Consider the following 20,736-nt stretch of genomic DNA (forward strand, 5'->3'; position numbering starts at 1 on the left):
TTCTCCGATATTGACGCCTGTTCTGCGGGAAAGCCTGCGCCGCAACTTTTCGCAATCTGACGCGGGTACTGGCAATTTGCGGGCTTTTCCGCCATATAGACGCTAATTGTCCCATAGGCTTTATCGACCAAAGCCACAGGAAAACGGAACCACGATAGTTATGGCCACCAAGGCAGCCTTCGCCAAGATGAACGGGCTCGGCAATCAGATCATCGTTGCCGACATGCGCGGTCGCGCGGACCGGATTACGCCTGAAGCCGCGATCCGTCTTGCAGGCGACAGCGAAACCGCCTTCGATCAGATCATGGCGATTCACGATCCACGTATGGCGGGAACCGACAACTATATCGCGATCATCAATTGCGACGGCACGGAAGCACAGGCTTGCGGCAACGGCACACGCTGCGTCGTGCAGGCGCTCGCCGCCGAGACCGGCCGACAGGCTTTCACGTTTGAGACCCGCGCCGGAATCCTGACTGCGACCGAACACGAAGACGGCCTGATTTCAGTCGATATGGGCAAGCCGCGCCTCGACTGGCAGGACATTCCGCTTGCCGAAGAGTTTCGCGATACGCGCATGATCGAACTGCAGGTCGGTCCCATCGACGCGCCGGTGCTGCATTCGCCCTCGGTTGCATCCATGGGCAACCCGCATGCAATCTTCTGGGTCGACCGCGATGTCTGGTCCTATGAGCTGGAAAAATTTGGACCGCTTCTGGAACATCATCCGATCTTTCCGGAGCGCGCCAATATCTCCATCGCCCATGTCACCTCGCCCGAGACAATCGACCTGCGTACATGGGAGCGCGGTGCGGGTCTGACCCGCGCCTGCGGTTCCGCCGCCTGCGCGGCAGCCGTATCGGCAGTGCGCACGCGCCGCACCGGGCGCACGGTTACCGTCAATGTTCCCGGCGGCCCGCTCAGGATCGAATGGCGTGACGACGATCATGTCATGATGACCGGCCCCGCCGAATGGGAATTTTCAGGCACTTTCGATCCTGCGACCGGCGAATGGAACCGCGACGCCGAGAATGACAAGCCAACTGACAGGGGTGCAGCCTGATGTCGGTGGAAGTCGTAACATTCGGATGCCGTCTCAACACCTATGAATCAGAGGTGATGAAACGTGAAGCCGATGCCGCCGGACTTGGCGAACTGAAAGACGGCGCGATCATCTTCAACACGTGCGCCGTTACGGCAGAAGCCGTGCGACAGGCTCGTCAGGCGATCCGCAAGGCCCGCCGTGAAAATCCGGAAGCGCGCATCATCGTCACCGGCTGCGCAGCACAGACGGAAGCCGACAATTTTGCCGCCATGGATGAAGTCGACCTCATTCTTGGCAATGAGGAAAAACTGAAATCCAATTCCTACCGGATGCTGCCGGATTTTGGCGTCAACCAGTTCGAGAAAGTGCGCGTCAACGACATTATGGAAGTGCGCGAAACCGCAAGCCATATGGTCGATGCCATTGAAGGCCGGGCACGCGCCTTCGTGCAGGTGCAGAATGGCTGCGATCATCGCTGCACCTTCTGCATCATTCCCTATGGTCGCGGTAATTCCCGCTCCGTTCCGATGGGCGCGGTGGTGGATCAGGTCAAACGCCTTGTCGGCAACGGTTATGCCGAAGTGGTGCTGACCGGCGTGGACATGACCTCCTATGGTCCCGATCTGCCGGGAAGCCTGCGTCTCGGCAAGCTGGTGAAGACTGTTCTCACTCAGGTGCCGGATCTGCAGCGCCTGCGTCTTTCCTCCATCGATTCCATCGAGGCCGATGACGATCTGATGGATGCGATTGCCAATGAAACGCGCCTGATGCCGCATCTGCATCTGTCGCTACAGGCGGGCGACGACATGATCCTGAAGCGCATGAAGCGCCGCCACTTACGCGACGATTCGATCCGCTTCTGCGAAACGGTGCGTTCTCTGCGTCCCGACATCGTCTTCGGCGCGGACATCATCGCCGGTTTCCCGACCGAAACCGAAGATATGTTTCAGAATTCGCTGAAAATCGTCGAGGAATGCGGGCTGTCCCACCTGCACGTCTTCCCCTACAGCGCACGCGAAGGAACGCCCGCCGCCCGCATGCCGCAGGTGCGGCGCGAAATCGTCAAGGAACGCGCGGCACGCCTGCGCGCGGAAGGCGATCGTGCCTATGAAAAACACCTCGGCGCACTGAATGGCACCTTACAGCGCCTTCTCGTCGAGAAGGAAGGCATTGCGCGCACCGAAGGCTTTACGCTGGCATCGGTGGACGGTGGCGCACCGGGCGAAATCATCGAACGTATCGTGACAGGCCATGACGGTGAAAAACTCCTCACCCGTCAGGCAGAGCCGCAAGCGGCTTAAAGCTTAAGGGCACCAGATTTCATGGCAATGGGTTTCATCAAGAAAATGTTCTCCTTCGGCAAGAAGGAGGTCGAAGAAAAGCCGGTCGAACAACCGGCACCCGAGGCCGTGGAAACGGCTTTGGAAACACAGCTTCCTGAAGCCGTCGAAGCGCCCGAAGAAATCGAAACAGCCGTCGTTGAAGTGGTCATTTCCGAACCGGAAGCGCCCGTGATCGCCAGCGAGCCTGAGCCGATTGAAGCGCCTGCGTCTGAAACGGTTGAGGAAGAAAAGGCTGAACCGGAGCATCCGGTTGCAGAGATTGAAATCCCGATTGAACAGCCTCCGGTGATGGAACCAATCGCGGTTGAAGCGCCTGCGCCAGAGCCGGTGAAGCCCAAGAAGGTGAAAGTCGCCAAGGCCGTCGAGGAACATAAGGAAGAAGCGCCGGTTGAGGCAGCGCCTCAGCCAAAGCTGTCCTGGTTCGAGCGACTGCGTCGCGGCCTGCTCCGTTCATCGAATTCATTGAGCGAATCCATCGGCGGCATTTTCACCAAGCGCAAGCTCGATGATGACACGCTGCAGGATCTCGAAGACGTACTCATTCAGGCCGATCTCGGGCTTGAGACCGCCATGCGCGTGACCGATACGCTTGCGTCGGGTCGCTACGGCAAGGACGTGACGGGCGAGGAAGTGCGCACCATCATGGGCGCGGAGATCGAAAAGGTTCTAGGCCCGGTGGCAAAGCCGCTGGAGCTTGACCTGTCGCACAAGCCGCATGTCATCCTTGTGGTCGGCGTCAACGGCACCGGCAAGACCACCACCATCGGCAAGCTTGCCGCAAAGCTTACCGCAGGCGGCCTCAAGGTCATGCTGGCGGCAGGCGATACATTCCGCGCCGCAGCCATCGAGCAGTTGCATATCTGGGGCGAACGCACCGGTTCGCCGGTCGTCTCCTCCAAGCTTGGCGCCGATGCGGCAGGACTTGCCTATGACGCATGGGAAAAGGCCAAGGAAGCGGGCAGCGACGTTCTCATCATCGATACGGCAGGACGGTTGCAGAACAAGGCCGAACTGATGGACGAGCTTGCAAAGATCGTGCGCGTGCTGGGCAAGCATGATCCGGAAGCGCCGCATACCGTTTTGCAGACACTCGATGCCACCACCGGCCAGAATGCCCTTAATCAGGTCGAAATCTTCAAGAATATTGCCGGCGTCAACGGTCTGGTCATGACCAAGCTTGACGGCACGGCACGGGGCGGCATTCTTGTCGCCATCTCGGCCAAGCATAAACTGCCGATCTATTTCATCGGTGTCGGCGAAGGTGTCGACGATCTGGAACCCTTTGCGGCCAAGGATTTTGCCCGCGCCATCGCAGGAGTTGCCTGATGGAGCATCCCGTTTTCGAACGCGATCCGTCACAGAAAAGCGAAGCCGAACGCCGGGAAGTCCCGCCGCTGCTCAAGCTGGCGCTGGAGCTGGGACCGCTTCTTGTTTTCTTCTTTGCCAATGCGCGCGGCGAAATGCTGATCGAGCGTTTTCCGGTTCTGGCGTCCATCGGCGCACCGATCTTTCTGGCAACGGCGCTATTCATGGGCGCAACCGTAATCGCGCTCGCCATTTCATGGACAATGACACGCACCCTGCCCATCATGCCGCTTGTCTCCGGCATCGTCGTGCTGGTGTTCGGGGCGCTGACGCTCTGGCTGCATAACGACACCTTCATCAAGATGAAGCCCACCATCGTCAACACGCTGTTCGGTGCGATCCTGCTCGGCGGCCTCTTCTTCGGCAAGTCCCTGCTCGGCTATGTGTTTGATTCGGCCTTCCGTCTCGACGCCGAAGGCTGGCGAAAGCTGACGCTGCGCTGGGGTCTGTTCTTCATTTTCCTCGCCGTGGTCAACGAAGTTGTCTGGCGGAACTTCTCGACCGATGCCTGGGTATCGTTCAAGGTGTGGGGCATTATGCCCATCACCATTGTCTTCACGCTTTTACAAATGCCGCTTATCCAGAAGCATTCGCTGACGGAAGACAACAAGACCGCATCGTAATACCAAAGCCTGATCAGTGAAACTCATCAAGCTTTGGTCAGCCCGTGCGGCGATTGAGCATTTTCAAGGCGTGATGCGTCAGCATCTCAGCGCCTTGGCATAACAGGAGGAAGGACGCCATGAACAGCATCGCACCACGGCTTGAAATCGAACAGTTCATCTGCCGCAGCGACAATTACGGCGTCCTCATCCACGATCCCCAAAGTGCACTGACAGCATCCATCGATGCGCCCGATGCAGCCGCGGTCGAAGCGGCGCTGAAGCGGCGTGGCTGGACGCTCGATTTCATCTTCACCACGCACCACCATCTCGACCACGTCGAGGGCAACGAAGCGTTGAAAGCGAAATACGGGGTCAGCATCATCGGCCCCAAGGCCGAAGAAACAAAGATTCCCGGTATCGACCGGACCGTTAAGGACGGAGACGAATTCACCTTCGGGCTCTTCCGCGTCAAGACCATCGCAACGCCGGGTCATACGGCGGGCGAAGTATCCTATTATCTTCCCGATGCGAAAGCCGTCTTCACGGGCGATACGCTGTTCGCACTGGGCTGCGGGCGGCTTTTCGAGGGAACGCCGCTCACCATGTTCCAGTCATTGCAGAAGCTGGTTGCGCTTCCCGGCGACACGGCGGTTTATTGCGGCCATGAATATACCGAAAGCAATGCCCGCTTTGCGCTCACCATCGACCCGGCCAACTCCGCACTCAAGGAACGCGCCGCCGAGATCGCACGGCTTCGTGCCGCCGATCGCATGACATTGCCGTCAAGCATCGCGCTTGAAATGGCGACAAATCCCTTCCTGCGCTGGCATGATGCCGGTATTCGCAGCCGCCTCGGCCTGCAGGATGCACCTGATGAAGCCGTGTTCGCCGAAATACGCAAGCGCAAGGATATGTTCTGACATGTGGTACTTTAGCCGGCGAATCGTTCCACAGTTCGAGGATAGAAGAATGACAGTCTTTTCCCGTTTCAAGATTGCAGGCTGCGCCGTTTTCCTCGGCCTTTCCCTTATCGCCCTGCCCGTTTCCACCGGCGTCGCGTTTGCCGACGACCTGCTTGATGTCGCACCGAAGCAGACGCCTGCCGAAATCAACAATTTCAAGCTGAGCGAAGATTTCCTGTCGCGCATGGAAAAAGTGCAGGAACAGCTAGGTGGCATGGAACTTTCGGCGACCGAAGAGGAAGGACAGGATGCCACGCCTTCCTTCGACAAGATGGTGAAGAGCATTGAATCCCGCCCGCAGGTGGTGGAAGTCCTCAAGGCCCAGAACATTACACCGTCCGACTATATTTACGGTTATTTCGCCCTGATGAGCAGCCTTGCCGCCGCAGACGCCGAAAGCGAGCCGCAACTGGTGGACGAGTTGAAGGACATCAACCCTGAACACCTCGCCTTCGGCAAGCAATATAGCGAGCGCATCCGCGTTCTGATCGGCGAGTAACGCATCACGAAGAAAGAGAGATGAACCGGCGATTTCCCCGGTTCTTTTGTTTTACCGCGCCGGTTGCCTCAAAAGCCGCAAAGCATTGAGCGTCACGAGAACAGTTGCGCCTGTATCGGCCAGGATGGCGGGCCAGAGGCCTGTAATGCCCAGCACAGTGGTCACCAGAAAGACAGCTTTCAAACCAAGCGCTATGGCAATGTTTTGATGGATATTGCGCATGGTTCGCTTGGAAAGGTCGACCATTTCCGCAACATCGCCAACCCGGCCATGCAGAACCGCAGCGTCGGCTGTTTCCAGCGCCACGTCCGTGCCACCGCCCATGGCGATGCCGACATCTGCGGCAGCAAGTGCTGGTGCATCGTTGATGCCATCGCCAACCTTGGCGACGATCAGACCCTCTTTACGCAACTCGCCAACAATGCGCTGCTTGTCTTCCGGCAGAAGCTCGGCCCGCACTTCGATCCCGAGATCACGCCCGATGGCTTCCGCCGTGCGACGATTATCACCCGTCAGCATGACAGTGCGAATATTGGCGGATTTCAGTTCCTGCAAACCGGCAATGGCATCAGCGCGCGGTTCATCACGCATGGCGATTGCACCGGCAATCTTGCCATTAGCGACAAGGACAGAGACCGTCTTGCCTTCGTCGTTGCAGGCGGCAATACGGCTCGCCAGCGCATCTGGAATGGCCACAATATCATTGGCTGCGCGGCGCGACCCCAGAAACAGGTTCATTTCACCGACCGCACCTGACACGCCTTTGCCGCCATGGGCCTTGCCCTGCGTGATGACGGACAGTTTCAGGTTACGCTGTTCTGCGGCACCGACAATCGCCAGCGCCAGCGGATGGCTTGAGCCCGTATCCAGGGACGCGGCAAGACGCAGCACATCATCTTCGGGCAGGTCGCCTGCAAGAACATCTGTCACCTTCGGCTTGCCTTCGGTCAGCGTGCCGGTCTTGTCGAAGCAGGCCGCCGTGATCTTGCCGATGGTTTCCAGTACTGCGCCGCCCTTCAGAAGAAGGCCGCGTCGTGCGCCCGACGAGAGAGCCGCTGCGATTGCAGCAGGCGTGGATATGACCAGCGCACAGGGGCAGCCGATCAGAAGGATCGCAAGACCCTTGTAGACCCATTCATTCCAGTCCCCCCCTGCAACAAGAGGTGGCAGAATGGCGACGAGCGCGGCCACAACCACAACGCCCGGCGTATAATAGGTCGAAAAACGATTGATGAAACGTTCCGTCGGTGCCTTGGCTTCCTGCGCTTCCTCAACCAGCCGCACAACGCGGGCGATGGTGTTGTCCTGCGCCGCAGCCGTAACCCGGACCCGCAACACGCCGTCGCCGTTGATCGTGCCCGCAAAAACCGTATCGCCTTCAGCCTTCCCGACCGGCGTGCTTTCACCGGTGACCGGCGCTTCATCGACAGCGCTTTCGCCCGTCAGGATTTCGCCGTCCGCAGGCATACGGTCGCCCGGACGCACGGAAATCACATCGCCAACCGCCAGACTATCGGCGGCAACTTCAGTGGTCGCTCCGTTTTTCTCAAGAAAGGCTGTCTTCGGCACCAGCATAGTCAGGGATTGAATGCTGGCGCGCGCCTTTCCGGCGGCAACGCCTTCCAGGAGCTCCCCGACCAGAAAGAGAAACACGACCGCTGCCGCCTCCTCCGTCGCGCCGATGAACATTGCTCCCACAGCAGCAATCGTCATCAGCATCTCGATGGAAAATGGCGTGCCATTGATCGCCGCCATATAGGCACGCTTGGCAATCGGCACGAGGCCGATCAGCATCGCAGCCGTAAAGGCCCAAAGCGCGATGGGCGGATAAAGATGTCCGACAATATAGGCCGCGACCAGCCCGCCGCCGCAGGCCAGCATCATCTGGCCCTTTTTCGAACGCCACCAGGGCAGCGGCCTTGTGGGCGCAGTCGCCTTTGGTGCAGAACCGGCACCAGGGACAGCGATTTCGGCAAGCGCGGTCTTGTAGCCCAGCGCCGTCACCTTGCCGGCAATTTCGTCGCTTTTTGCCGATCCGTCATGATTGACGGTCATCGCACCATTGGTCACCGAGACGGACACATCCGTCACGCCCGACAAGCGCCGCACGGCAGTATCGATCTTGGCCGCACATGACGCACAATCCATGCCATCGACCTGAAAACGGAAACTGTTGGCCGTTACAGCAATAACCTTGTCATGGGCTTCGTGATCATGATCGCAGTGGTCATGATGACCACCGCACGCCCCATGGTCGTGGTCGTGGTCGTGGTCGTGGTCGTGGTCGTGGTGAGAATGATCGTGCGAATGCTCATGCTTCGCGACTGTTTTTTCCTCGATGAGCGGCTCAACGCCATAGCCGAGGCTGCGCACCTTGCTTGCGACCTTGTCGAGATCGCCCGTTCCATCATGGCTGACAGTCATCGTGCCTGCCGTGACGGAGACGGACACATCCTCAATACCGCGCACCCGCCGTACGGCAGTATCGATCTTGGCTGCGCAGGATGCGCAATCCATACCGTCGATGCGAAAGCGAATCTGGTTCAATGTTTCACTCATGATCTGCTCTTTTCAGGATCGCTCTTGAATTATCTTGAGCAAGGTCTACATCCTCTAGTGACTAGAGGAGCAAGCGGAAAATGATCATGAATGTATCGATCGGCGAAGCATCGAAAGCGAGCGGCGTCAAAGTGCCGACGATTCGCTATTACGAGCAGATCGGCCTCTTGCCCTCACCACCGCGCAGCGACGGCAATCGCCGCCTCTATGACGGGCAGGATGTCCAGCGGCTGCTTTTCATCCGCCATGCACGCGATCTGGGTTTCGAGGTGGATGCCATCCGCACTCTGCTCGATCTTCAGGATAATCCCGACCAGTCCTGTGCGGCAGCCGACGCCATTGCACGCGCACGCTTGAGCGATGTCGAACACCGCATCGCAAAACTGCTGTCACTGAAAACGGAATTGCAGCGCATGCTGGAATGCACCGCCCATGGCCGCATCGACCAGTGCCGCGTGATCGAAATCCTCGGCAACCATGAGGAATGCGTGCATCCGAAGCATTAATCCGGATTGGCCGGATCAATTCACCTTGGAAAAACGGGTGGCTTCGATCTTGAGTGTGCCGATCTGCGTCCCGATTCGGGCGACGACGGGCGCATAGATGCCCGAATTGCCAAGCGATGCGAAGGAAATCGTCATCCGGCTGCGATTGCTCAGATAATCGATAGCCTTCTTGCCCTTCTGATATCCAGAAATCGGAACGAACTTTGCAGAGCAGATGACCGATTCGCCGGTGAAGCCATCGGTCGTAAACGATTCGGTGCCGTTGAAGGAAAGCTTGATCTCCGCACGGGTCTGCCCGTCAAACACGCTCAGCGAACGGTCGCAGACTGCCCGACCGTTCTTGGCGGGAATCATCAACGCGCTCAGCGGGTCGCTGACATTGAGCAGGTCCTGCGGCGATGTCTCCACCCATGGATCGCGCTTCTTCACCGGAGGCTGGTTTTCTGCCGAAACGACATTGCCATTGGCGAAGCGGATCGTGGTGCTCTTGTTCTTGCGACCATGCTTGTAAGCGAGATCGAAGCTCTTCGGCACGACCTTGCCGCTGACGGCGCTGCCGGTCACGTGCACGGTGCCGTCCGTATCATCGAACACCCGCGCCAGGCCGGAAGTCAGAAAACGGCCATTGAGGTTGTAATTGGCGCCGTTGACCGTGGTTTCTATGGCCGACCGCGCAATCGAAAGCCCGAAAATGGAAATATCGTATTCGGTTCGATAAAGATCGTTGGCCCTGGCCGGTCCGCCTGCAATCATTGATCCCGCAACGATCAGGCCGGCAAAGGCCAACACACCACCATGCGCCAGCCGGTGCCAGACGGGCTTCAACTTATGCGACGGTTCGATCATGCGCGCATTCCTTCCGCTAGAACACATCTCGGAAAACTGGAACGGGTTTTCCGATAAAGACATGCGTAAAGACAAAAACTCAAAACAAATCCGCTTTATCCTGTTGCGCGGCCTGTTCCTCGTCGGGTGCCCCGTGATGGTTTCGAACCGAAGGTTTTCAACCACATTGGAACGCCACAAAGTTGCGTGGGATTCTTCGATACAGTATCTGTGCATCAGGCAAAACCGGCGAAGTTATGATCGCAAGCTTTCGTGAAGGCCATGCGAAAGCCGGAAAACCGCGTCTTTGCGCGATGGATACGGAATCTCACTTGACTGCAACGGCTGCTGTCACTATAGAAACGCGACTTTCCCAATAGGCCGCCTGTCCGAGATCGCGCGCCAGCAGCATCAAACTGCGTTGATTGCTTGAATTCGGACATTCGGGTCGGGGCCTGAAGAACGTAATTGAAGGTGAGACCAAAATGTCCCGCGCTTGTGAATTGACCGGCAAGTCGGTCCAGTACGGCAACAATGTCAGCCACGCGAACAACAAGACGCGTCGCCGCTTTCTGCCGAACCTCTGCAATGTTACGCTGATGTCCGAAACGCTCGGCCAGAGCTATCGCCTGCGCGTTTCCGCCAACGCTCTGCGTTCGGTTGAACATCGCGGTGGTCTTGATGCATTCCTCGTCAAGTCTGACGACAAGGAACTGTCGCAGCGCGCTCGCCTGCTGAAGCGTCAGATCGCAAAGAAGCAGGCTGAAGCAGCAGTCGCTGCCTAAGCTTCCGGCCAAAAATTTCGACAAAAAAGGCCGGCTTCTGTCGGCCTTTTTTGCTGGTTCCATCACCCAGGATAAAAAAATGTCAATCGAGACACCTTCTTATTCCCGGCTTGCGCCTGCGATACTGGCTATGTGCGTGGCAGTTGCCGCGTCGAACATACTTGTCCAGTATCCCTTCCAGCATTTCGGCCTCGGTGAAGTGCTGACCTACGGCGCCTTTACCTACCCCATCGCCTTTCTGGTCAATGACCTGACGAATCGCCGCTTCGGCCCTGCTGCCGCGCGCAAGGTCGTCTATGCCGGTTTCGTGCTTGGCGTCCTTATGTCGATCTGGCTCGCGACCCCGCGTATCGCCATTGCCTCCGGTTCCGCCTTCCTTCTGGCACAGTTGATGGACATCACCGTTTTCGACCGCCTGCGTCGCAAGACCTGGTGGAAGGCTCCTTTTGCGGCTGCCATGTTCGGCTCTGTGCTCGATACGATCCTGTTCTTCTCGATTGCCTTCGCAGCCAGTTTTGCCTGGATCGATAAGCTGACCGGCATGCCCGATTCGTCCCTTGCCGAACCGGCATCCTTCCTCGGCCTCGGCGTTCCGCTCTGGGCGTCGCTGGCTTTCGGCGACTTCTTCGTGAAGGTCATCATGGGAACGCTGATGCTGATCCCCTATGGCGCAATCCTCGCTGTCTTCGCTCCGACGCTTTACGCGCCAAACCGGACAAACGCTGGCTGATATTCTCGAGGATTCACGATCCGTTGAACGCAACGAAAACCGGTTTTCCTCAATAAATATCCCCTGTATGAACCGCTCTCCGACAGACCACAGGTTTTTCCTGCGGTCTTTCTTTATCGGAACGGATTTCTATATTACGTGTAGAAAGCAAAAAACGCCTGAAATTATTCAGGCGTCGGCTTTCCTCTTTCGGTTTGACTATATTTATATTTAGGTAAGGATTGATTAGATGTCCTTGAATAAGGAAAAACTTCCACTCGTCATTATTACCGGCGCAAGCTCGGGCATTGGCCTTGCCGCTGCAAAAATGTTTGCCCATCGCGGTCATCCATTGCTGCTTCTGGCGCGCCGACTGGACGCGATGGAAAAGCTCAACCTGCCGAACACGCTCTGCAAATCGGTTGACGTTACCGACCGCAAGGCACTTTTGGCCGCCGTTCAGGAAGCGGAAGCAAAGTTTGGTCCCGCCGACGCTATCGTCAACAATGCCGGCGTGATGTTGCTTGGCGAAGTAACCCGACAGGACCCGGATGAGTGGGACCGGATGCTGGAAGTAAACGTCAAAGGATTGCTCAACGGCGTTCACGCCGTGGCTGGCGGGATGGTCGCGCGCAAGCACGGAACCATCATCAACATCAGCTCGGTGGCTGGCCGCAAGACCTTCGCCAATCATGTTGCCTATGTCGGCACCAAGTTCGCCGTGCATGGTATGTCGGAAAATCTGCGCGAGGAACTTTCGCCGCACAATGTCCGTGTCGTGACGATTGCGCCCGGTGCCGTGGAAACCGAACTTCTGAGCCATACCAGCGACGCCGGTATCAAGGCCGGTTACGAAGAATGGAAAAAGGAAATGGGCGCGCCTGTGCTTTCGGCCGACGATGTGGCTCGCGCCATTCTCTATGCCTATGAGCAGCCACAGGGCGTCTGCATACGCGAAATCGTTCTGGCTGCAACCAAACAGCAGGCATGAAAAAAGGGCGCTTCAGGCGCCCTTTTCTTTGACCGATATTCTATCGCCGACCGGCGCGCCGTCTGCCCTTGCCCGATGCCGCAGCACCCTGCTCCTCGAACAGCGATGCAAGCTGCTCCGTCATGGCGCCAGCCAGCTCTTCCGCGTCGACGATGGTGACGGCACGCTGATAATAGCGCGTGACATCATGGCCGATGCCGATTGCAATCAGTTCCACCGGAGAGCGCGTTTCGATTTCCTCGATCACGGCGCGCAGGTGACGCTCGAGATAGTTGCCGGGATTGACGGAAAGCGTCGAGTCGTCGACGGGCGCGCCATCCGAAATCATCATCAGGATCTTGCGCTGTTCAGGACGCGCCAGCAGCCGCTGATGCGCCCAGATCAGTGCTTCACCGTCGATGTTTTCCTTGAGCAGGCCTTCGCGCATCATCAGGCCGAGATTGCGCCGTGAACGGCGCCATGGCGCATCGGCGCTCTTGTAGACGATATGGCGCAGATCATTGAGGCGACCCGGATTGGCAGGCTTGCCACGTCCAAGCCACGCTTCGCGTGACTGGCCGCCCTTCCACGCCTTGGTGGTGAAGCCCAGAATTTCCACCTTCACGCCGCAACGCTCCAGCGTGCGGGCGAGAATATCCGCGCAGGTCGCAGCAACCGTGATCGGGCGACCGCGCATGGACCCGGAATTGTCCAGCACCAGCGTCACGACCGTATCGCGGAAATCCGTATCGCGCTCCTGCTTGTAGGAAAGCGGCTGCGTCGGATCGATGACGATGCGCACCAGACGGGCCGAATCGAGATAGCCCTCTTCCAGATCGAAATCCCAGGAGCGATTCTGCTGCGCCATCAGGCGGCGCTGCAGGCGGTTAGCCAATCGCCCGACAACACCCTGCAGATTGGCAAGCTGCTTGTCGAGGAAGCCGCGCAGACGATCGAGTTCCGCCTCGTCGCAAAGATCGGTTGCCTCGACCTCCTCGTCGAACTCGCGCGTGAAGACCTTGTAGTCGACATGCTCGGCAAAATTGGCGAAAGGCTGGTTCGGACGGCGCGTATCTCCCGGTGTTTCCGCGTCGATATCATCGCTGTCGTCCATGTCGTCGGCAGAAGCATCGGCGGCATCCATTTCGCCCTGCTCGCCTTCATCGCTCGAACTGTCGGATTCCTCGCTTTCAGCGGAATCGGAACCTTCCTGACTCTCGTCGCCGCCTTCCTCGTTCTCGTCGGAATCAGGCGTCTGCTCGTCGTTCTGCTCTTCCTCGTCGCTCGGTTCTTCCTGCGAGAGCTCTTCCGCCATATCCATGGAGGCGAGCATGTCACGCACCGTGCGCGCAAAAGCCTGCTGGTCTTCAAGATCGTCGCCAAGCCGCGCAATATCGGCGGCAGCCTTCTGCTCGATCCAATCGCGCCACAGTTCCAGCACCTGTCCGGCTTCCGCAGGTGCGGCCCGTCCGGTCAGCTTTTCACGCAGCAGAAGCGACACGGCTTCCTCAAGCGGCGCGTCTTCCTTGGCGGTGACGGCAGAGAAATTGGCTTTCGAATATTTATCCGCAAGCATGGTGGAAAGATTATCCGCCATGCCTGACATGGCGCGGGCGCCGATGGCTTCCACGCGCGCCTGCTCTACAGCGTCGTAAATAGCACGCGCCTGCTTTCCTTCCGGGGCAAGTGCCGCGTGAATGCGCGGATTGTGACGCGCCTGACGGAGCGCCATGGAATCACCGAGGCCGCGCGTGACGGCGATATCGTGCGCAGTCGGGCGCTTCGGCAGATCGGGAAGACGGGCGCGATTGGCGCTCAAGGCCGGGCGGTCATTGGTGAACGCCACTTCCAGCTCGTGCTCGCCGGAAATGGCGCGGACGCAAGCCGTTAGAGCGCGCTTGAACGGTTCGGAATCCACCGGTCCCGGTTTACGCTCGCGCGAATTATCGCCTATTCCTGACTTCTGGCCCGACATATGCCTATCCTGACTTCGCTTTCAAGCAAGGGCGAAGCTCATCACCCCCGCATCAGACAGTGCGCTGCCGCCGGATATGATCAGGCGGCAGGCTTCTTCCGCATCAAGCGAGAACGATATTGGCTGCCGATTCCGGCAGTTCAACGCCGAAAGCGCGCTGATAGAACTCGGCCACGATCGGGCGTTCCAGTTCGTCGCACTTGTTGAGGAAGGTCAGGCGGAAGGCAAAGCCGACGTCGTTGAAGATCGCGGCATTTTCGGACCAGGTGATGACCGTACGCGGGCTCATGACGGTCGAAAGATCGCCATTGATGAACGCCTGACGGGTCATGTCGGCCACGCGCACCATCTTGTTCACGATCTCGCGGCCTTCGGCATTCTGATAATGCTTGGCCTTGGCAAGAACGATGTTCACTTCATTGTCGTGCGGCAGATAGTTCAGCGTCGTCACGATGGACCAGCGGTCCATCTGCGCCTGGTTGATCTGCTGGGTGCCGTGATAGAGGCCGGTCGTATCACCGAGGCCAACGGTGTTGGCGGTCGCGAACAGGCGGAAAGCCGGATGCGGACGGATGACGCGGCTCTGGTCGAGCAGGGTCAGGCGACCGGACGATTCCAGAACGCGCTGGATGACGAACATCACGTCCGGACGACCGGCATCATATTCGTCGAACACCAGCGCCACATTGTGCTGATAGGCCCAGGGAAGGATGCCGTCCTTGAATTCGGTGACCTGCACGCCATCCTTGACGACGATGGCGTCCTTGCCGACAAGATCGATACGGCTGACATGGCTGTCGAGGTTGACGCGGACGCAAGGCCAGTTGAGGCGGGCTGCGACCTGCTCGATATGGGTCGACTTGCCGGTGCCGTGATAACCGGAAACCATCACGCGACGGTTATAGGCAAAGCCTGCAAGGATCGCGAGCGTCGTCTGACGGTCGAAAAGATAATCCGGATCAAGCTCCGGCACATAGGAATCGCCTGCCGCATAGGCTGGCACCGTCATGTCGGAATCGATTCCGAACACTTCGCGCACCGAAACCGTCGTATCCGGCAAATTGGCTATATCCCGCTCAACCTTGTTCATCATGCCTCCAGAGCGGCAGGCAGCGACCGGCCGCGAATTAATACCGGCAAGCTACCGACCGGCAACTTTCACCCGTGGGCATGTTTTTCCGGCGAGCCGGACGGTATGCCCCTTCCGTAATTCGTTGCGGGCATCCGTGCTTGCGCCCGCGCAATTGCGCGGCAGAAGAATGTCCGTCGGAGTTGTCGGCGACAACTCCCATAGTCAGCCTGTCAGGCCCAAACAGGCTTTAGCAAAAACCTGCCTGCTTGAGCAATTGATAAGCCTGAATAACATCGCGAAATCTTTCTTCCGATCCGCGATCACCACCATTTGCATCCGGATGGTGCTGCTTTACCAGCTCTTTATAACGCGCCTTGATCTTATCGCCAGTCGAATTTGGTTCAAGACCGAGCGTCGCCAGCGCCTTTATTTCCAGCGTGCGCGGCTTGCGCTGCGCTTTCTGGCCCGGCGCATGTCCCTTGGCTTCCTTGAAAAGGTTGAAGGGATCGCGGATGCGATTGTGATAGGAGGCCGAGCCGGAACGCATCTTCGCCACATCCGGCGACGTGCGCGGCTTGGCGGTAGAGTTCGCCGTCGTCGACCAGGTCGGGCGATGACCCGTGATCGCATCCTTCTGGAATTTCGCGATGTCGCCATCTGAAAGACCAGAGAAGTAATTGAAATTCTTGTTATATTCCCGCACGTGATCAACACAGAAGCGGAAATATTCGCCTTCGCGCATGCGTCCGACAGGCGCGCGGTGCGTGCCTGGCTTGTCACATCCGTCCCATTGGCAGCAAGGCCCCGAAGCCTTCGCTTCTGCAGTCTTCTTGGGCTTGATGCGGATACTGTCGAAAAATTTTGAGTTCGTTGTCATCGAATCGAATTATGCGGATTATGAGTTGCTGAACAAGAATTGACATTTCGTCCGGTCTGGCTTTTGGCCATTTTAACTGGGCGAAATTTTGAAGCAGGTTGCTTTCCTGTGCGGATTTGCCCCACCTTTTGCTGCCGAAGCAACGTTATATGAGGCACAGCGTCTATATGGGGAGAAGTGGTCCAAATGTCCATTCACAATAGCAAACAAAGCGCGATGGAAGCGAAACTGACCACGGCTTTCGCTCCCGAACGGCTTGAAATCATCAATGAAAGCCATCTCCACGCCGGACATCACCACGAGGAGCGCGGTCACGATGAAGTTTATGACGGCACCGGCGAAACCCATTTCCGCATCCGCATCATTGCCGACGCCTTTGCCAAAATGAGTCGCATCGAGCGCCACCGCGCCATCAATGCACTTTTGAAGGAAGAACTCGATAGCGGCGTGCACGCGCTGGCGCTTGAGCCTTCCGCCCCCGGTGAGGCAACGCGGCGCTGAAACAGATCGAAGACATAATCCGCAAACAAGCAAGGCGCCCTTTCGGGCGCCTTGCTATATGGAGCAGACAGATCGAACTTTGCGGAGAAAAGAAATCCAGGATAAAATCTAGTGCAAGTACGAATAGACCAAGATCGTATATCTCTTATTATAAAGCACTTCGAACGCGAAATTCTCCGTAGTTTTCGTATCAGAACATAAACCATCTATAACAGGAAATATACGCCTATATAGACTTAACGATTCAATATATGCTCATGAGAGCTCATATTTTGAATAATATCAACTTAAATATTCAAAATAACCATTGGTTGTATTTTATCTATATTAGAAGTAATTGATATGAAGATCTATAATTCTATTATGAATACTTCATATTGTGTATTAGAAAAATGTATAAAATTAGAAATCACAAAGCCACTCGGGCGACAGCTTTCGTAAGAAAAATGCCTGCTATCCCAAGATAAAATGTTCAAAAACAGAGTGTTAGGTGGAAGCGCGCTCCCGCGAAACCTGTTAGCGCGGTAGTGCCGCAACGATGGGTGTCGGCTTTCCATCGGCATCAAGCGGCACGATGCGCAACCGTATCAGGCGGTTCTTTTCCTTCTTCAGGACGGAAAAGCGTTTCCCGTAAAAGGTGAAGGCCTGCTTCACTTCGGGAATCGTCTGGGTCTCATGAATGACGAGACCTGCAATCGTTGTCGCTTCCTCATCGGGCAAGGACCAGTCGAGCGCGCGGTTGATGTCGCGAATCGGCAGCGAGCCGTCGACAATCACCGAACCGTCCGGTTGCAGGCGAACGCCCTGCATGTCGATATCGTGCTCGTCGGCAATATCGCCGACGATTTCTTCCAGAATATCCTCAAGCGTCACCAGTCCCTGCACATCGCCATATTCGTCGACGACGATGGCGATATGCGCCTTGCGGCGAAGAAAGGCGTCAAGCTGGTCCTGCAATGTCGTCGTGTCGGGCACGAACCACGGCTTGCGCGCAACCTTCATGATGTCGATGCGTTTGAAATCATTGTCGACGTCGTAAAGCGCGCGCAACAGGTCCTTGGTGTGAATGATGCCGACAATATTGTCGATATCGTCGCGCCAGAGCGGCATGCGCGTGTGCGGGCTGGCCAGAATATCGCGCACGATCTCATCCGCCGGAGCATCGGCATTGACGGTGCCCATCGATGTCCGGTGCACCATCACGTCGCTGACTTCCAGTTCCTTGAGGTCGAGCAATCCGCCCAACTGGTCGCGATCTTCCTTGATGAGCGACTTGTCGCGATGCAGTACCTCGACCGCGCCGCGCAACTCTTCCTGCGGGCTCAGCATGGAACGACCGGCTGCAAGATTGATACCGCAGACCTTGAGGATCACACGCACGATCCAGTTCACGGCAGCGGAAACCGGCCCAAGGATCAACACCACCAGCGACACGCTGCGCGCGACGGCCAGCGAAAACCGGTCCGGTCCCGAAATCGCCCATGACTTCGGCAGCACCTCCGCGAAAATAACGAGAATGACCGTCATTGCCAGCGTCGCATAGGCGACGCCTGCATCGCCGAACAGGTTCAGGAAAATGCTGGTGGCAATCGAGGACGCCAGAATATTGGCGAGGTTGTTGCCGATCAAAAGCACGCCGATCAGCCGGTCGCGCCTTCCAATCAGACGCTGGACGACGCCTGCACGCTCCTCGCCATTGTGCTCGAGCGTGAGCATACGGGCACGCGACGCTGCCGTCAGCGCCGTTTCAGAACCCGAAAAGAAACCGGAAAGAATGACACAGAGCAGGATGATGCCGCACATAACCCAAAGCTCGAAAGTCATTCGCCCTGTCCTCTTTTAGCAGGGCGCTGGGATGCTGACGCATCACGCCCTGAAGTTGCTCAATCGCCGCACGGGCTTAACCAAGTCTCGATGAGTCAAACTCACCGAGACTTGGTATTATTTCGTTTCCAGACGGTCTTTCAAAAATTCCAGCACGGCTACCGGCGGCACGTCCTTGGCAATAAAGGACTGCCCGATGCCCCGCGTCAGGATGAAGGTGAGCGCACCGCGCGCCACTTTCTTGTCCTGCGCAATATAATCCATCAACTTTTCCGCCGATGGCAAGCCGCCCGGCACATCCGACAGCCGGTATGGCAAGCCGACCGCCTTCAGATGCGCCTCGACGCGCTCTGCATCCTCGATGCCGCACAGGTTCATCTTGACCGAAAAGCGATGGGCCAGCGCCATGCCGATGGCGACACCTTCGCCGTGCACGAGACGGCTCGAATCGTAGCCGGTTGCGGTTTCCAGCGCATGGCCAAACGTATGGCCGAGATTGAGCAGCGCACGGTCGCCGGTTTCGCGCTCGTCGCGCGCAACGACAGCCGCCTTGCAACGGCAGGATTCAGCGATGGCTTCCGTCCGCGCCGCGCCGCCGGAGAAAACCTCCTGCCAGTTCTGCTCCAGCCATTCGAAGAAGTCCGGGCGGTCGATCAGGCCATATTTTGCAACTTCGGCATAACCGGCCCGGAACTCACGCGGGCTCAGCGTGTCTAGAACTTCCGTATCGGCCAGAACCAGTCGGGGCTGGTAGAACACGCCGACAAGGTTCTTGCCATGTGCCGTGTTGATCCCGGTCTTGCCACCGACCGAGGAATCCACCTGCGACAGGAGCGAGGTCGGCATCTGCACGAAATTCATGCCGCGCCGCACGATACCGGCGACGAAGCCCGAAAGATCGCCAACCACGCCGCCACCAAATGCCACAACCGCATCGCCACGCTCCAGGCGCGCCGCCAGCACGGCATTGGTAACGGTTTCAAGCGTGGCAAAGGATTTGGACTTCTCACCCGGCGCAACAATCACCGGCGTAACATCGATACCGGCCTTGGCGAAGCTTTCAGTCAGGCGCTCGAGATGCGCCTTGGCGACATTTTCGTCTGTCACCACCGCCACGCGCACGCCTTTCAGACGCTTTGCCACTTCCTCGCCCGCACGATCAACCAGCCCCTTGCCGATCAGAATGTCGTAGGAGCGGTCGCCAAGCGACACGGGAACAGTCGTAACATCCTGGGCGATGGAAGGCGCGTTCATGCGTAGTCTCCAATATCATGCAACGAGGACATCGGCGGTTCTTTCTACCGAACAGCCATCAAGCCTCTAAACCTTCGAGATGACCGGCCAGAACATCGAGCAGTTCGGCAGCGATCACTTCCTTCTTGTCGTCACGGGTCATAAGCTGGAGATCGGCCAGCGCATAGACGGGATAGCGCTCGTTCATCAGCCGCAGCATGACGCCGCGCGGATCGCTGTTTTTCAGCAGCGGACGGTTCTGGCGGCGCGATACGCGCTCCATCAGAATATCGATTTCCGCATTAAGCCAGATGGAAACGCCAGCTCGACCAATTGCCGCGCGTGTTTCGGCGTTCATATAGGCTCCGCCACCGGTCGCCAGAACCATCGGCCCGTCTTCGAGCAGGCGCATGATGACACGACGTTCGAGATCACGGAACTCGACCTCGCCATAAGCTTCGAATAATTCAGGAATGCTCATCCGGGAAACCGCTTCGATCTCCGTATCGGCATCGCGAAACGGCAAGCCGAGCAAGGCCGCGGCTTTACGTCCGACGGTCGATTTTCCAGCTCCCATCAGCCCAACAAGCACCACGACTTTCGAACCGAGAAGTTCGCGGATCAGCTCCGCTTTCTCATGTAGATTGTTTTGTTTTGTCGTGCTGCTCATTGTCCTCGTCCATTTGCTCCGGTTCCACATGAAAAACAGGGCGACGTCAATTGCTTTGATTGGTTTTCAAGGCGCGCACGACCGCAAGCATGGCTTTTTTGCAGGATTGCACCCTCGTCCCCTCTTTCGTCTCCCCTCCTTGCTTTCGTCCCAATGCCAAAGCATAAAAGATGAATGCCTACGCTGACGCGCCTCGTCCTCTTTCTCGCTCTTGTTGCCGCCATCGTTTACGGCGCTATGTATGCGCTTGCCAATTTCGTTGAACCAGACACACGCGAGATCACCGTCGACATACCGGCTTCGAAGCTGAAACCGGTGACGATTGCGCCGCCGCCGGCCCCCGCAGCCGGGCCTGCCCCGGCGGAAACCGCCGATACGGCGCCCCAACTACCGCAGATCCCACAGGAGTGA

20 protein-coding genes are annotated in these 20,736 nt (G+C 57.7%); 12 read left to right on the top strand and 8 right to left on the bottom strand.

The genetic code is table 11. The annotated features are described in order from the left end of the window. The first annotated feature begins 160 nt into the window (after nucleotides 1–160). The 6 genes from dapF (at nucleotide 161) to F9K91_RS12340 (ending at nucleotide 5,819) form a co-directional block, all read left to right on the top strand. Nucleotides 161–1,063 (top strand): diaminopimelate epimerase, encoded by a 903-nt coding sequence (gene dapF, locus F9K91_RS12315; RefSeq protein ID WP_151677891.1) that lies wholly within the window; start codon nucleotides 161–163, stop codon nucleotides 1,061–1,063. Then, the gene (gene mtaB, locus F9K91_RS12320) at nucleotides 1,063–2,346 is read left to right on the top strand and encodes a tRNA (N(6)-L-threonylcarbamoyladenosine(37)-C(2))-methylthiotransferase MtaB (protein ID WP_151555405.1); all 1,284 of its coding nucleotides are present in this window, start codon (nucleotides 1,063–1,065) and stop codon (nucleotides 2,344–2,346) included. The genes dapF and mtaB overlap by 1 nt, the downstream gene beginning before the upstream one ends. A 21-nt stretch (nucleotides 2,347–2,367) precedes the next feature. Further along, entirely contained in the window at nucleotides 2,368–3,714 is a 1,347-nt protein-coding gene (ftsY, locus tag F9K91_RS12325; protein ID WP_151677892.1) for a signal recognition particle-docking protein FtsY, read from the top strand. Then, nucleotides 3,714–4,376: a septation protein A gene (locus F9K91_RS12330; RefSeq protein ID WP_012091125.1), complete on the top strand. Its 663-nt coding sequence runs from the start codon at nucleotides 3,714–3,716 to the stop codon at nucleotides 4,374–4,376. Before ftsY ends, F9K91_RS12330 begins: the two co-directional genes overlap by 1 nt. A 119-nt stretch (nucleotides 4,377–4,495) precedes the next feature. Next, complete coding sequence (gene gloB, locus F9K91_RS12335) at nucleotides 4,496–5,278, top strand: hydroxyacylglutathione hydrolase (RefSeq protein ID WP_151555407.1); 783 nt, start codon at nucleotides 4,496–4,498, stop codon at nucleotides 5,276–5,278. Between the two features lie 49 nt (nucleotides 5,279–5,327). Beyond that, nucleotides 5,328–5,819, top strand: coding sequence for a hypothetical protein (locus F9K91_RS12340; RefSeq protein WP_151650847.1), 492 nt, complete (start codon nucleotides 5,328–5,330; stop codon nucleotides 5,817–5,819). A gap of 51 nt (nucleotides 5,820–5,870) precedes the next feature. Here the strand turns inward: F9K91_RS12340 and F9K91_RS12345 are convergent, their stop codons facing one another. After that, a complete protein-coding gene (locus F9K91_RS12345) occupies nucleotides 5,871–8,378 on the bottom strand; it encodes a heavy metal translocating P-type ATPase (protein ID WP_151677893.1) in 2,508 nt (835 codons plus the stop codon). An 80-nt stretch (nucleotides 8,379–8,458) separates the two neighbouring features. Here F9K91_RS12345 and F9K91_RS12350 point away from each other — a divergent pair, with 80 nt between their 5' ends. Continuing rightward, on the top strand, nucleotides 8,459–8,884 hold the full coding sequence (locus tag F9K91_RS12350) for a MerR family transcriptional regulator (protein WP_109986961.1): 426 nt from the start codon (nucleotides 8,459–8,461) through the stop codon (nucleotides 8,882–8,884). A gap of 15 nt (nucleotides 8,885–8,899) precedes the next feature. Here F9K91_RS12350 and F9K91_RS12355 read toward each other — a convergent pair whose 3' ends face one another. Further along, entirely contained in the window at nucleotides 8,900–9,730 is an 831-nt protein-coding gene (locus F9K91_RS12355) for a DUF3108 domain-containing protein (RefSeq protein ID WP_151677894.1), read from the bottom strand. A 464-nt stretch (nucleotides 9,731–10,194) separates the two neighbouring features. Between F9K91_RS12355 and rpmB the strand changes: the two genes are divergently transcribed. The 3 genes from rpmB to F9K91_RS12370 all read left to right on the top strand — a co-directional run bounded on the left by rpmB (nucleotide 10,195) and on the right by F9K91_RS12370 (nucleotide 12,194). Continuing rightward, entirely contained in the window at nucleotides 10,195–10,494 is a 300-nt protein-coding gene (rpmB, locus tag F9K91_RS12360) for a 50S ribosomal protein L28 (protein ID WP_010657607.1), read from the top strand. Nucleotides 10,495–10,573: 79 nt separating this feature from the next. Beyond that, nucleotides 10,574–11,224, top strand: coding sequence for a queuosine precursor transporter (locus F9K91_RS12365; RefSeq protein ID WP_151555412.1), 651 nt, complete (start codon nucleotides 10,574–10,576; stop codon nucleotides 11,222–11,224). Between the two features lie 229 nt (nucleotides 11,225–11,453). Further along, nucleotides 11,454–12,194 (top strand): SDR family oxidoreductase, encoded by a 741-nt coding sequence (locus F9K91_RS12370; protein ID WP_151555414.1) that lies wholly within the window; start codon nucleotides 11,454–11,456, stop codon nucleotides 12,192–12,194. Nucleotides 12,195–12,234: 40 nt separating this feature from the next. On the opposite strand, the gene cobT is transcribed toward F9K91_RS12370, so the two are convergent. From cobT to F9K91_RS12385, 3 genes are all read right to left on the bottom strand, one after another. After that, nucleotides 12,235–14,148, bottom strand: a complete 1,914-nt coding sequence (gene cobT, locus F9K91_RS12375; RefSeq protein WP_151555415.1) for a cobaltochelatase subunit CobT — start codon at nucleotides 14,146–14,148, stop codon at nucleotides 12,235–12,237. 103 nt (nucleotides 14,149–14,251) lie between these two features. Beyond that, a complete protein-coding gene (gene cobS / locus F9K91_RS12380; protein ID WP_061344554.1) occupies nucleotides 14,252–15,238 on the bottom strand; it encodes a cobaltochelatase subunit CobS in 987 nt (328 codons plus the stop codon). Nucleotides 15,239–15,467: 229 nt separating this feature from the next. Beyond that, nucleotides 15,468–16,097: a J domain-containing protein gene (locus tag F9K91_RS12385; RefSeq protein WP_151555417.1), complete on the bottom strand. Its 630-nt coding sequence runs from the start codon at nucleotides 16,095–16,097 to the stop codon at nucleotides 15,468–15,470. 186 nt (nucleotides 16,098–16,283) lie between these two features. Here F9K91_RS12385 and F9K91_RS12395 point away from each other — a divergent pair, with 186 nt between their 5' ends. Further along, a complete protein-coding gene (locus F9K91_RS12395; RefSeq protein WP_151555419.1) occupies nucleotides 16,284–16,598 on the top strand; it encodes a BolA family protein in 315 nt (104 codons plus the stop codon). Nucleotides 16,599–17,114: 516 nt separating this feature from the next. On the opposite strand, the gene F9K91_RS12400 is transcribed toward F9K91_RS12395, so the two are convergent. The 3 genes from F9K91_RS12400 to F9K91_RS12410 all read right to left on the bottom strand — a co-directional run bounded on the left by F9K91_RS12400 (nucleotide 17,115) and on the right by F9K91_RS12410 (nucleotide 20,325). Next, on the bottom strand, nucleotides 17,115–18,422 hold the full coding sequence (locus tag F9K91_RS12400) for an HlyC/CorC family transporter (RefSeq protein WP_151555420.1): 1,308 nt from the start codon (nucleotides 18,420–18,422) through the stop codon (nucleotides 17,115–17,117). Between the two features lie 117 nt (nucleotides 18,423–18,539). Beyond that, nucleotides 18,540–19,676 carry a 3-dehydroquinate synthase gene (gene aroB, locus F9K91_RS12405; RefSeq protein WP_151555422.1) on the bottom strand — a complete coding sequence of 379 codons (1,137 nt, stop codon included), beginning with the start codon at nucleotides 19,674–19,676 and terminating at the stop codon, nucleotides 18,540–18,542. A 58-nt stretch (nucleotides 19,677–19,734) separates the two neighbouring features. Then, nucleotides 19,735–20,325 (bottom strand): shikimate kinase, encoded by a 591-nt coding sequence (locus F9K91_RS12410; RefSeq protein WP_061344559.1) that lies wholly within the window; start codon nucleotides 20,323–20,325, stop codon nucleotides 19,735–19,737. Between the two features lie 174 nt (nucleotides 20,326–20,499). On the opposite strand from F9K91_RS12410, the gene F9K91_RS12415 reads away from it, so the two are divergent. Then, nucleotides 20,500–20,736 (top strand): hypothetical protein, encoded by a 237-nt coding sequence (locus F9K91_RS12415; RefSeq protein WP_151555423.1) that lies wholly within the window; start codon nucleotides 20,500–20,502, stop codon nucleotides 20,734–20,736.

The sequence above is a fragment of the Brucella tritici genome, from assembly GCF_008932295.1.
Classification (GTDB): Bacteria; Pseudomonadota; Alphaproteobacteria; order Rhizobiales; family Rhizobiaceae; genus Brucella; species Brucella tritici.